A 14,182-nucleotide genomic window follows, 5' to 3' on the forward strand; every position below is an offset into this window, starting at 1 on the left:
TAAACTTATGGCTAAAGGTATAAAAGAAATACATTTTGAAGAGGATATTGTTAGATATTTGGTTGAAAACGGTGGATTTCATGAATTGCCCTCAACTGAATATGATAAAGATCTATGCCTTATCCCCAGAGAAGTTATAAATTTTATAAGAGATACACAAATTGACAGTTACAATGAATTAAAATCAAACCATTACGGAGATAATACAGATACTAAAATATTACAAAATATTTCTAAATCGTGGTATGAATCAAAAGAAAAAACTCTTGATTTGTTTAGAAATAAAATTAAAGATAGAGGTGTGTACTTTGATTTAGTGTATTTCCAGCCTGAAAATGACAAAACTCCAGAACATAATCTTTGGTACAACCAAAATAGATTAGCAGTAATAAGACAATTAAAGTATTCAAAAAAAATAATAACTCTATTGATATAGTTTTATTTGTAAATGGTCTTCCAGTAATTACATTGGAGTTAAAAAATGAATTAACCGGACAAGATCATCATAATGCTATTAAACAATATATACAGAATCGCAATCCAAAAGGCGAGGCTTTATTTGATTTTAAAAGATGTATAGCACATTTTGCCGTAGGTACTCAACAGATATTTGTGACAACTAAATTAAATGGAAAAGAAACATTTTTTCTTCCTTTTAATAAAGATTTAAATAATTACAATGATAAAGGTTTTGCTACAGCATATCTTTGGGAAGATGTTTTAACAAAAGATTCTTTATTAGATTTACTTCAAAATTATATAAATGTACAAACAGATGTTGTTAAAGAATATGATAATGTTACAAGGCAACTAAAGGAACAGAAAACAACAAAATTAATATTTCCTCGCTTTCATCAGAGAAGAGCAATTAATAAATTATTAAATGCTATTCGTGAAGAAGGTGTAGGACATAATTATTTAATACAGCATTCGGCTGGTTCAGGAAAATCAAACACAATAACTTGGCTGGCTTACCGATTATCTGGTTTTTATAGATTTGCTAATGATTCTAGAGCTTTGTATGATTCTGTAATTATTGTCAATGACCGTAGAGTGCTAGACAAACAAATTCAAGATAATATAAGACAGCTTGACAAAACCCCTGGTTTAATTGCTTATATAGATGAAAATAAAACTGCTCAAGATCTTAGAAAAGCAATAGAAGAAGGAAAACGTATAATAGTTACAACACTACAAAAATTTCCTGTAATTTCTGATGTCATATCTAGTATTCCTAATCGAAAGTATGCTGTAATTATTGATGAAGCTCATAGTTCACAGGCTGGCGAATCTGCTAGACATTTAAAAAAAACATTATCTTTACATGAAGCGGAGGTAGAAGATGTATCTTATGATTTAGATGATATCGTATCTGATGAGATAAGGAAAAAGGGAAGACAAAAAAATATATCATTCTTTGCTTTCACCGCCACTCCCAAACCTAAGACTGAAGAACTATTTGGTCGCTTAATTGATGGTAAAATTAGAGCTTTCGATTCATATTCGATGGAACAAGCAATTAAAGAAGGATTTATTTGTGATGTTTTAAAAAATTATATGTCATTTAAAAGGTATTATAAGATCATTAAAAAATTAGATATAATTGATAAAGAATATGACAGAAAGAGGACTATTCGTTTGTTAAATTCCTATGTGGATTTGCAAGATCATGCTATTGAGAGGAAAACAAGGATTATGCTTGAACATTTTAAAAGTCATACTCAAAATGAAATTCAAGGTAGGGCCAGAGCTATGGTTGTTACACGATCGAGGCTTCATGCAGTACGTTTTAAGAGAAAATTTGATCAAGTAATGCGTGAAATGAAACTTCCCTATAACGCTTTGGTTGCTTTTTCAGGAACAGTAAGAGATGATGAAACAAATGAAGAATATACTGAGTTATCGATGAATCACCTACAAGGTAAGATTTCAATCGCAGAAGCCTTAAAATTGCCAGAAAATAGAATATTAATTGTTGCAAATAAATTTCAAACTGGTTTTGATGAGCCTTTACTACATACTATGTTTGTTGATAAAAGATTAGGAGGTGCAGCTACTGTCCAAACTTTAAGTAGATTGAATAGAACAATGCGTGGCAAAGAAAGTACTATGATTTTAGATTTTGTAAATGATCCTGAGGAAGTAAGAGCCGATTTCCAGTATTACTATGGTGAAAATTACATTGAAGAAGATAATCAAACTGACCCTAATATTTTATATTCATTACAAAGAAAAATTGATAACTATCAAGTATTTGATTCCGAAGACATAGAAAATTTTAGTACAATTTTTTTTGTAAAAAAGAAATTTGAACAATTAAACCCTATTTTGAAGAAAATTTCATCAAATTTTGAAAATTATTTATCTCAAGAGGAAAAAATAGATTTTAGATATGATGTAAAAAGCTATATTAAAAATTATCGCTTTTTAAGTCAGATAATTAGTTTTAGCGATGTGCAGTTAGAAAAATATTTTATTTTACTTACAGCAGTTTTTAAAATGCTACCATACATTAAAATGGATTTGCCTCTAAATGTCCTTGGAGAAGTAGAATTAGAAAGCTACAAAATTCAGCATGAATACACAGCTAGTCTTGAATTAAAGTCAAGAGATGGAGAATTGTTTGGAATATCCCCGAATACTGCATTAAATACTTTTGAATTTGATGAGGTTGATACTTTAACAAACATAATTAATATACTAAATAGTACATTTGGTATTGATCTTACTGATGAAGATAAAGTCGAGTTTAAAAAAATGAAAGATAAAATTTATTCAAATGAAGAATTAATGGGCTTTTTCAATAAAAATAATTCGAGAGATAATATTCAAGGTAAGTTTGATGAGGAAATTGATAATGAACTACTAAACTTTATTAATGAAAAATTAGAATTATACAATAAACTATCTGAAGACAAAGTTAACGTAATGTTTAAAAATATTTGGTTTAATGACTTATATGATAAAAAAGTGCGTGGTCTGAGTTAGAGATTAAAGTATTATTAACTTACTTTCATCATAGTAATTAAGCAATTGATAATTATCATTAATCCGTATTACTAGAATTGTTTTTTTATTCAGATCATATTTTCTGTATTATTAGATTTTTAATTGATACCATTAAATTGGATTAATTTTTAAAATATAGCTGGAAAATTCTGATTAGATTATATATAAAATATTAAATCCTAACTAAGAGTTAGGATTTAATATTTTATATATATTGAGTAAAGTCTTGTAAGTTTTTTCTTTGAACAGATAGCTGTATCTATTTCTTCATCAGTTATATTTTTAACAGTTTCAAAATATTTACTGATATCTATTTTAAAGTAGTCACAGATCAAATGAAGATTTTGAAGGGTTGTATTGGGTAACGATTCTTCTCTCGCACAATTCCAATCAATTTTATATTTTTCTTTTATATCATTATTCAAATAGGTTTGAATCATAGGTTTGTCATTGACAGAAATGCTTTCTCTCAATCTTTTGTTCACGATGCCTACAGCAACTTTATATCTAAAAACTTTCTTCTGATATTGCATTACTGTAAAATAATTTATAAAAAATTAAAATTTCAACGACGTATTTGTCGTTATTTTGCTATATTTGCTTTAGTTACATTTTAAATGTAACTTTGCGATACTTCAACGAAAAATAGAAGCTATTGCTTAGAATCTCGCTCCCGAAAACTGGTAATTTTCAAAATAACAACGAGAGTATAAGCAGAAGCTCACGACCTAGGCGTGGGCTCTCTTATCTGTTGTTATGGGTATACCAGTGCCTCGGAGCAGATATGTAGAGTCCCACGCCGTCTTTTTCAATGCAGTTCGCTTCATCTCTACATAACAAATCTAAGCCCGCTTCCTAAACATAGTATCAGACTACACGATACAATAGGAGGGTACAACCTATTGCGGCTTTAAAAAGCTTACACGGGAACACAGATTTCATTCATATTAAATTCTTTCCGGTGCCTGGCGGTCACTGCTTACAGAACCTCACCCGTCCTTTTTCATACCAAGGGGCATCAGGAAAGTCTTTAGCTAAAAAATGAATCAAAAAACTACTCAACTTAAAAATCAGAAGAAAGAAAAAGCCCCTTCCCATAGTGTTTGGAGACCAATGGGAAAGAGCGCAGTTCAGTAATTAATCATTTAAAAATTAAAAACCTTTACAAATCTATGAAAAATTCCTATTACAACATAGGAGGCATTTTCTTTGGGCTTATACTTACAGCATTAAGCATCAACACCAAAGCCCAACGCACCATTTCCGGTACTGTTACCACATCAGGCAAACCCCTCTCAGGAGTCGTCATCTCTCAGGAAGGCAGTGATCAGGTAACCATGACCGGCAGCAACGGAACCTATACATTACAGGTTTCAGCAGAAAATCCTATCCTATTGTTCAGACATCCTGATTATGCAGAAGAAAAATTTACAGCCACTCATCAGACCGTCGTTAATATCAGCTTAGAACAAAAAGTAAAGGGAATCGAAGAAGTTATTCTCAACGCTGGCTACTACAAGGTTAAAGACAGGGAAAGCACCGGTAGTATTGCCAAAGTTTCAGCAAAAGACATAGAAAACCAGCCTGTCAATAATGTGCTTTCCGCACTACAGGGCAGAATGCCGGGAGTAAGCATTACCCAGAATTCAAGTGTTCCGGGAGGAGGCTTTGACGTACAGATCAGAGGAAAAAACAGCTTAAGAAGCTACGCTGCAACAGGCTATGACGGCAATAAGCCGCTATACATAGTCGATAGCGTTCCTTTACCTCAGATCAATGATTTTAATACAGGAATGACAGGAAATATCCTTCCTTATAGCGAAACCAGTCCTCTTAATTCCATTAATCCTGACGATATTGAGTCTCTGGAAGTTTTAAAAGATGCCGATGCCACCGCCATTTATGGCAGTAAAGGAGCCAACGGCGTTGTTTTAATTACCACAAAGAAAGGAAAGAAAGAAAAAACAGAGGTGAATTTCAGGACAAGTTATGGTGTTGGAACCATGACGAACCTGCCTAAGATGATGAATCTCGAAGAGTACACGGCGATGCGTAAACTGGCGTTTGCCAATGATGGGGTAGCAGTCCCATCCAATGCCTACGATATCAACGGCGTATGGAGTCCCACAAAAACAACCGACTGGCAGAAATACTTTATCGGAAATACTGCTGAGTTTTCTGATGTACAGTTGGGCGTATCCGGTGGAAGCGGAAATACCCAGTTTTCCATTACCGGAGGTCATAACGAGGAAACAACCGTATTTCCGGGAAGCTATCGCTATACAAGAAATAATATGGGTATTAATATTAACCATACCAGTGCAGACCGTAAATTTCAGATCGGTTTCAACGCAACGGCCGCATTGCAGGATAATGTTCTGCCTCCTACCGATTTTAATCTGGTCTATGCTTCTCTGGCTCCTAATGCGCCTGACCTGTATACTTCCAGCGGGATGATCAACTGGGAGAACAACACGTTTACCAATCCTATGGGACCTGCCACTCAGACGTATTCGGTTCAAACCAAAAGTCTGAATGCCAACATCAACTCAAGCTATAGCTTGGGAAGCGGGTTCAGCATCAACCTTAACAGCGGTTATAGCACCTACAACAGCTATGATCAAAAGATCTTCCCTAAAACGACGTATAATCCTTCCAGCAATATCGGCAGCAGCAATTCATCCATACGGAAAGGACAGAAAATGAACCAGAGCTGGATATTGGAACCTCAGCTGAATTATGAGAAAAAATTCGGCAAGCATCAGTTTTCAGCATTAATAGGGGCTTCGTTACAGGAACAAAAATCAGACAATATTGTGCTTCTGGGCAGGAACTTTCCATCTGATGAGATGCTGACCAATATTGCAGCAGCAGCCAGCATCACTGTTCCCAGCGCCTATGAGTCACTATACCGTTACCAGGCGGTTTATGCAAGATTCAATTATGGCTACAACAAACGCTACTTTATTAATTTAACGGGCAGACGCGACGGATCGAGCAGGTTCGGCTCTGAAAGAAGATATGCAAATTTCGGAGCAGTCGGTGCTGCATGGCTATTTTCAGAAGAGGGTTTATTGAAGCGTCAGGCATGGTTAAGCTTTGGAAAGCTCAGAACCAGCTATGGTGTAGCCGGGAATGACCAAATCGGAGATTACCAGTATTATGATACCTATGCATCCACAGGTGGATCCTACGGCGGTTACTCCGGAATTATCCCGCAAAGGTTGTATAATAAAAATTTCGGCTGGGAGCTGACCCGCAAGTTTGAAGCGGCTTTAGAACTGGGATTCTTGAAACAAAGACTGAATCTCAATTTTGGCTATTACCATAACATCAGCTCTAATCAGCTGGTGGGTGTTCCTATGCCTGCAACCACAGGATTTGCAAGTATCCAGGCGAATCTGGATGCTACGGTCAGAAACAGGGGACTGGAGGTCTCTATTCAATCGCTTATGATTCAAAAAGGGGACTTTAAATGGACGAGCAGCCTCAATTTCACCTTACCAGAAAATAAACTCATGAAATTCCCAAACCTCGACAAATCGACGTATGCCAATCGGTTCGAAGTGGGGAAATCAACCAATATGGTCAAGCTATACCTATACACGAGTATTGACCCCGTCACAGGTTTATATACCTTCTATGACGCTAACAAAGACGGTATCATCAATACAGCAGACCGTATCGTCAGCAAAGAGATCAAAGAGTATTGGTATGGCGGATTGCAAAACAGCATCCAGTATAAGAACTGGAGTTTCGATCTATTGCTTCAGTTTGTGAGCCAGAGTCAGTACAATATCAATTCAATGTATGGCAACATCGGTTATATGGCCAACATGCCTTCAATCTATACGGATTATTGGACACCAGATAATCCGGATGCGCAATTCCAGAAACCCAGCGCAGGATACAGTACAGCAGCATCGATGGCAAGCTCTTTCTTTAACAACAGTGATGCAGCGGTGTCAGATATGTTCACGGTGAGAGTTAAAAATGCAACATTAAGTTACCATATTCCATTATCAGAAAATACAAAGGTAAGGGCAAAAGTATTTATGAGCGGGCAGAATCTATTGGTGCTTTCTGACTACAAACAAGGAAACCCCGAATTTACACAGGCAGGATACAGCAGTCCGCTCCGTGTGATCAGTTTTGGATTTTCACTAACCTATTAAACCGTAAGATTATGAAAAATACACGTATAAAAAATATCATTCTATTCACGCTTTTAGTTCTTTTGTTCCTGATTTTAAAAAGCTGCGACCGTTTTACCGATGTGGGATTGCCTAAGAACCAGATCACAAGGGAAATCGTATTTAAAGATGACCAGCTGGCCAAATCAGCAATGGCAGGCGTTTACCGATCATTAGAAGAAGCAGGTTTTTTGTCCGGGTCATCTTCCGGAGCTCAGGTCGTACTCGGTGCCTATGTGGACGAGCTGCAGTCTTATGCTTCTGCCACCAGCGATGCCACAATCTTTTATCAGCTAAGCCATATGGCGAGTACTGCTAAAATAAATAGTTTATGGACCACCACGTATAGTCAGATCTATACCATCAATGCCGTCATCGAAGGGGTTGAAAACTCTGAGAACCTAAGCTCAGCAGTAAGGAATCAATTAAAAGGCGAGGGATTGTTCCTAAGATCATTGCTACAGCTCTATCTTGCTCAGACGTTTGGGGCGGTCCCTTATGTCAACACGACAAATTATGAAGTCAACCAAAGCATCAGTAAAAGCACGGTATCTCAAGTGTATGCCCAATGCAGGGAAGATTTGGAAACGGCTGTTTCATTACTCCCGGAAACACAGGCAAAAGGAAGCAGGGTATACCCGACAAAAATGGCGGCTTATACCGTATTGGCAAGAATAGCCTATTATGAAAAGAAATGGGATGCTGCTGTTCAATACGCAAGTACTGTCATTGGAAATTCAGAATATCAACTGGAACCTGATCTTAATAAGGTATTTCTAAAGGACAGTTCCGGAAGCATATGGCAACTGTTACCTTTCAGCTCAATCTATAATACGTATCAGGGAAATGTATTTATTCTCAATACCGCACCGCCAACCCATGTAGCGCTTCGTCAGGATTTTATGGATGACTTTGAGCCGGGTGACGGTCGAAAAATCTCATGGATTGGTCAAAAGACAGATTCACAAAACAAGACCTATTATTATCCGTTCAAATACAAACAGTATTCTACCAGCACCAGTTCACTAGAATATTCAGTCATTTTGAGGGTTGAAGAACTTTATCTGATCAGGGCTGAGGCTTATGTTCACAAGAATCAGTATGACCTCGCTCTTGCAGACCTTAACAAAATAAGGAATAGGGCAGGCCTGATGTCGCTGACACCAACTGCGAATCAAAGTGTTCTCATCAACGCATTAATGAGAGAAAGAAAATCAGAGCTGTTCACAGAATTTGGTCACCGTTTCTATGATCTGAGACACCATGATCTGCTAGATGCTGTCATGCAGGCGAAGAAGACAGGATGGAAATCCTATTTTAAACTTCTGCCGCTGCCTGAAAAAGAACTTCTTTTAAATTCTCATTTAAATCCGCAGAACGATGGCTATTAGAATATTTCTGTTCATATTCAGTGTAACGCAGGGACTCTGCTTTTCCCAGAATATGGACAGCTTAGAGACCAGGTACAAGCAGTACTATGACACTGCACTTTTAACAGTCAGTCCATCAGGGCAATATGTTGTACTGAATCATAACAGCGCTTATGGTAAGGATGATGATGAGCTTATTGATTTAAAAAGCGGTAAGAGCAAAATGTTAGATAAGCATGATCAATACGATTTTTTAGGAGATCATAAACTGCTAATGCGAAGCAACGATCACGTCCGTTTTCTCAACTTGAAAACGGGTGAGCAAAAAGATGTTCAAGGCAATTATATGTCTATGCTTGCAAATTCATCCCAACAGGTAATTCTCTATAATACCGGCTCGAAAGAGCTGGTATTATCCAATAATAAAGGACACGTCCGATGGACTGAAAAAAATATCAGTGTCTACCAGCTGGAAGATGCAGGAAATCATCTGGTGTATGTTTCCGGGAACATGTTGGTGGTGAGAAACCTTAAAAACGAGGAGCGTAAAACCTATCAGCTCGAAAATACTGTTCAATGGCTGGCTTCTTACGGTAAGAAAGTCTATTGTGCCCATATTCAGGCATCAATTATCGAACTTTATGTCGTGGATCTTTTATCCGGTCAACTGAAAAAACAAGTTATTACAAGTCCTGAAGCTTTTGAATGGACAACCGGATTGAATTCGTATTTCGAAGTCAGGGAGAATGAACATTTTATTTTTCCCCTCTATTTGAAAAGCCAGTTGAACGCCAAGGAAAATCCTGAGCTGCACATCAGTTATTCCAACAGAAACGGGAAGGCTCAGCCAGTGAACCATTATCTGGGGATTTACAATATTAAGGAAGAAAAATGGGATTTTCAACCTGACGAAAGATTGCAGCAGCCCGTTTATAAGTTTTTAAACGACAAGGGAGATTTTGTTGTTTTTGATCAAAGCGATGATGTGACAGAAGAAGAGCAAAATGCAGTCCTTGATCTTAAACTGATATTGGATTATGGCAAAAGTTTCTCTATACTGCCTCAAAAAAGAACGGATGACGGCAATTACCTGTGGGATCGCCGCACAAAGCAGTTTGTCTATTTCAACGGTAAAAGATGGATGTGCCAGCAGCTTGGAAAGGAAAAAGATCATGAACTTTTTCCTGCAGAAACCCATGGATGGGAGGACCTTAAAAACAATGGTCTCCAATATTCTCCGCATGAACGCCCAATCAAAATCAAAGGGACCTCGAAGATTATGCTTTCTAACCAGTCCGACTACTTTATCGTGGATCTTACCAATTATCATGTAGAGAAAATTACCACAACAGGGGATCAGCATCTCCAGTACCGGCTGCAGGTATCCAAGAATCAGTACCCCAAGTCTTCCTGGAACGTTAGATTCGCTGAAATAGATATAGAAAAAGAAATGACATTTAAACTTTTCAATACGCTCACCTATGATACGGGATTTGCAGCCTATACATATAAAAATAATCAATTTAAACTCTACAGACAGGGACATTATCAAGAAAGGATACCGTACCGTAAAGGATTCTTTTTAACATCCTATTTTGCCCTAGAACCGTTTCAGCTGACAAAATTCGAAAACGGAAAATATACCCTTGTGCACGAATCTCTTAAAACAGAAAAAAAAGGCTTTGGTCAGGCAAAGTGTCAGATTTTTCAGTATCAAACAAGCGAAGGGATTTCCAACACGGCAATTCTGTATCCTGCGGACTATGATCCGCAAAAAAAATTTCCGATGATCGTTAATATTTATGAAAAAATGTCCCTTGATGTATTGAAATTCTTACCGCCCTACATAAAAACGACTTTTGGCTTTAACTACATGCATTACCTGATGAATGGGTATCTGGTTCTTTTACCTGATCTTCAATACAGCACGGGTGGTCTTAATAACAGCATGATCACCTCGTTAGAGAAAAGCATTGATAGGGCTGAATTATTAGCGAATGTTGATCGTGGTAAAATAGGAATTATAGGTCTGTCATTCGGCGGCTATCAGACTGGTTTGGCACTGACCGGCTCCAGGTATTTCAAAACCGGAGTGGCAGGGGTCATGGTATCAGATCTGGTATCTCATTCTTTGAGCTACTCAGAATTCGATGCAAAGCCCAATTACAGGAGGACTGAAAATCAACAGGTCAGAATGAAAGATAACGTCTTTGAGAGCTGGAACAGCTATATGGGAAACTCCCCGATATACCATCTGAAAAACATTAATACTCCTGTACTGATCTGGACAGGTTCAAAGGACAGGAATATATCCCCTATGCAGTCACGGATGTTTTTTCTGGGACTTAAGCGATTACAGAAAAAAGCGGTCTTGCTAGAGTACCGTAATGAAACCCATAATGTCTTTCTTTCATCCAATCAACTGGACCTGAATGTCAGGATCTGGCAATGGTTTGAACATTTCCTGAAAAATAAACCGCCTGCAGATTGGATCAATCCAGTACATCAATAAATACAGAGACTATCCCTTAATTATTTATAATCAAAAAGCATATTTATTATTAAAAAGATTAAAAACACTTATGTTTAAAATATTTGCTTGGGTAACTAATTTTTAAACTGAATGTACAGTGTTTCTATTGACCCTGTATTGACAAAACAATTAATCTAAAGTTGTACCTATAGTTAGGTCTAAGAATAGATTCCTCCCAAATTAAAGTATAAAAATCTGCTCTTTTATCTTATTCATTTGAGCATTAATTGCATTTCAGTCAGATAATTATCTGGCAGGTTATACAAAAACGGAATCCCTAGTAGATTTTAAAGGAATGACATTTATATTAAATGCAGATGGGCTCGATATTAGATTTAGTGGAAAATTGGCTGGGTATTTAAAATCTGAATTCATAGTTAATGAAAAGACGATTGGAATAAGTAATGAGCAATATGAATTTCCAAACAATAAAATAACAATTAATTTTATAGAAGATCATAGTATCAATAAACTATGTTTAGTTTGTTTTTTATAACAACTGTAAATTATTTGAATCCCAATTAAACCGTTCTTAATAAAAAAATGAGGCTGTCCCAAAATTGAGATAGCCTCTCTTTTTAATTGATTTTGTACAATTCTACATTGGCTGTTTCGGGATGATCAACCTCCGGGCCGCTTGTTCCAAAAACCTGCTGTCCTGTCGGTAAGCCGTTAACGGTACAAATCGGACCCAGTGTAGTCTCACACATGACGCTTCTGTCCCACTGGTTGGTTGAGCTGTTAAAGATATAGCCTTGTCTTACAGCCAAAGTCTCACTGTTGCTTTTCGCTTTCTGTGTGGCGAATGCAGTTCCTGTTCCTATCAGAATCAGAACTGCCGGTAAAATGAAGTTTTTCATTGTAATAAAATTTGATGTTATGCCTACTCTTGTGTAACAGGTTTTCGGCAATCCCTGCTCTGTTGGCCAACAGATATTATTTAAATGTATATCTGGTCAATTGTGATCCTGACAGTACATACAAATAATGTTTCGTAGCTAAAATGCTTTTGATCCTGCTCCTTTTGTTTTTCTTAATATAAAAGCTGTAGAGGTATTTCTTGGTTAGGGCATCATACACATCAATGCAGTGGTTTTTTCTTGCATCACTGTAGGACTCATTTTTTCCTCTTATGCTGGATACATTATAGAATTTATGATTGGAGACCGCCTGTATTCTGTTAATGATCGTGGGAGACCTGAGTAATTTGGTCTGTCCATTGGTAAGGATTTTGGTCTCAAGGACGGTATGGGATAAGGAATCAATGGTTCTTGTTCTTCGGACATGCCCAAGGTTAAAGTCTGTTGTGATGATCTCATTTCGGTAGAGGTGGGTATATACTATCTGTTGATTGTCATGATCAACCGTGATATCTCCGTCGGTATCGAAAATACCGTCTGAGTGGCTCTGTAAAACATCAGGATAAAGATGATATTTTTTAGGAGCCGTATGTAAGATACCGAGTTCACTTTCTTTCGTTTTAACAAGCATCGTTTTAAAGATGTATTGCTGTGGTCTAAGCATATAAAATCTGGAAAAATACAACCGGTAGATCCCGATGTCATGAGCCTCCAGTGAGGGGAGCTTTCCTTCGAAGACAGCAGGAACCTTACCATCTGATACGCTGAAATAGGGATACAGCACATTAACAGTCGCACTGACAAACGGGTATTTGTAATGATTGAGCCTGAGGGTATTAACCTGGATATTATTAAACTCAGGCATTACTGTTGAAAGAAGCAGAGGGGTTTTCCGTTGACCTAAGAATAGGGTGTCACCTCTGTTTCCTGCAAAGTAGTAATGATCGGCAGGGAATTCCAAAATTCTTTGCTGATCTGTCAGCGGATAGACTATTTTTCTAGTGAAATTTCCCTCGTTATCATGAAGATGCGGATAGAATAAAAGAGCAGGAACTAGGGAAGGTAAACCTATGGCCACTACTGCTAATCCCATTAGTCTCTTTTTGCTGACAGCTCCCGGTCCAAAGGTAAAAATGGCAGTCAATATCAATACGATACACAGAATATTAAAAATAAGGTGGTCATTCCAATCCATCTTTTCCAAAATTCCCCCGCAGGAGCACGGTATCGACTCACTGAAATAGACAATAAGATAAATATATACCGTAAATGCCGACATTAATCCCAAAGAGCCATACAAGCCTGTCAACCGGACTTTAGGAACAGCCAGAAGAAATACGAAAAGAAATTCCGTCAGAATTACCACATAGGAAATTAGTACCGAATAATCACCTAAGAGGGGAGACTGAGCCAGCTGAATCTGGAAATTTTCAAAATCAGCTAGCTTGCTTACTCCCGCATATACCCATAGCAGGATGAGAAAATAGCATATGATGACAGAAATGATGTTGGGTTTATTTTTCATGACTTTGTATTCAATAGGTTTAACAGGCTTGCACAAGTCTCCATTTAATCTTCCAGCCACAGTATTCAGGCATGGGATCTCCTTTGACAAGAGTTATTGTTGTTTTGAAATTCCCCACACTTTCCCAGATGCCGCTTTTTGGACATGGTAAACCGCTGACAACTGACAGGGAGGTATGGGGAATCATAGGGTAAGGATATTTTCGTTTTCGTAAAGCCTCCAGTTATCTCCGTCCCGTACTGGCGGATCTGAAGGATCAGGATCAAGATCCTGTTCCGATAGTTTGGCAGAATCTTGTTTTTTCATAAGGGGTTTTTCAGTCTTATGAAACAATTTGTCCATTGAATCAATATCTTCTTCTCGATTGGTGCAGTTTTGTAAATATGCTGAACTTACAACAAGGGTTAAAATAGGGATAAACTTTTTCATTGTGATTGTTTTTAATGGTTATCCCGGCCGGATTGAAATAGAATTCTTAAGCCAAAGGTATCGGGCTTTCAACCGAAAAAAAAGGACTGGATGTTGCAATTTTAAAATCAGTACGTATCAATTTTAAAATTGATACATTTTAAATTAAACTTTAAGTTATTGATAGACAGTATTTTGTTAGGTGTTGGTTTCATTGTTTCCCTAATTCTCCTGAATTTGATTTATTTTAAAACAAAATGTTTATTTTTGAAATGGTGAGGTTC

9 protein-coding genes are annotated in these 14,182 nt (G+C 37.1%); 5 read left to right on the top strand and 4 right to left on the bottom strand.

From position 1 onward, the window contains the following. The first annotated feature begins 7 nt into the window (after window positions 1-7). Complete coding sequence (locus ACKX2A_RS17935) at window positions 8-436, top strand: hypothetical protein (RefSeq protein ID WP_415326300.1); 429 nt, start codon at window positions 8-10, stop codon at window positions 434-436. Continuing rightward, window positions 433-2,988 (top strand): type I restriction endonuclease subunit R, encoded by a 2,556-nt coding sequence (locus ACKX2A_RS17940; protein ID WP_415329485.1) that lies wholly within the window; start codon window positions 433-435, stop codon window positions 2,986-2,988. Before ACKX2A_RS17935 ends, ACKX2A_RS17940 begins: the two co-directional genes overlap by 4 nt. A 218-nt stretch (window positions 2,989-3,206) precedes the next feature. Here the strand turns inward: ACKX2A_RS17940 and ACKX2A_RS17945 are convergent, their stop codons facing one another. Beyond that, complete coding sequence (locus tag ACKX2A_RS17945; RefSeq protein ID WP_415326301.1) at window positions 3,207-3,542, bottom strand: hypothetical protein; 336 nt, start codon at window positions 3,540-3,542, stop codon at window positions 3,207-3,209. 639 nt (window positions 3,543-4,181) lie between these two features. On the opposite strand from ACKX2A_RS17945, the gene ACKX2A_RS17950 reads away from it, so the two are divergent. The 3 genes from ACKX2A_RS17950 to ACKX2A_RS17960 are packed head-to-tail and all read left to right on the top strand — an operon-like array spanning window position 4,182 to window position 11,084. Further along, on the top strand, window positions 4,182-7,184 hold the full coding sequence (locus ACKX2A_RS17950) for a SusC/RagA family TonB-linked outer membrane protein (RefSeq protein WP_415326302.1): 3,003 nt from the start codon (window positions 4,182-4,184) through the stop codon (window positions 7,182-7,184). 11 nt (window positions 7,185-7,195) lie between these two features. Next, window positions 7,196-8,593, top strand: coding sequence for a RagB/SusD family nutrient uptake outer membrane protein (locus ACKX2A_RS17955; protein ID WP_415326303.1), 1,398 nt, complete (start codon window positions 7,196-7,198; stop codon window positions 8,591-8,593). Window positions 8,594-8,645: 52 nt separating this feature from the next. Continuing rightward, entirely contained in the window at window positions 8,646-11,084 is a 2,439-nt protein-coding gene (locus ACKX2A_RS17960) for an alpha/beta hydrolase family protein (RefSeq protein WP_415326304.1), read from the top strand. 599 nt (window positions 11,085-11,683) lie between these two features. Here ACKX2A_RS17960 and ACKX2A_RS17965 read toward each other — a convergent pair. From ACKX2A_RS17965 to ACKX2A_RS17975, 3 genes are all read right to left on the bottom strand, one after another. Further along, window positions 11,684-11,965 (bottom strand): DUF6520 family protein, encoded by a 282-nt coding sequence (locus ACKX2A_RS17965; protein ID WP_415326305.1) that lies wholly within the window; start codon window positions 11,963-11,965, stop codon window positions 11,684-11,686. Window positions 11,966-12,041: 76 nt separating this feature from the next. Then, window positions 12,042-13,580 (bottom strand): DoxX family protein, encoded by a 1,539-nt coding sequence (locus ACKX2A_RS17970; RefSeq protein WP_415326306.1) that lies wholly within the window; start codon window positions 13,578-13,580, stop codon window positions 12,042-12,044. Between the two features lie 93 nt (window positions 13,581-13,673). After that, window positions 13,674-13,796: a hypothetical protein gene (locus ACKX2A_RS17975; protein WP_415326307.1), complete on the bottom strand. Its 123-nt coding sequence runs from the start codon at window positions 13,794-13,796 to the stop codon at window positions 13,674-13,676. Between the last annotated feature and the right edge of the window lie 386 nt (window positions 13,797-14,182).

This window comes from Chryseobacterium sp. MMS23-Vi53, assembly GCF_047651245.1.
GTDB lineage: Bacteria > Bacteroidota > Bacteroidia > Flavobacteriales > Weeksellaceae > Chryseobacterium.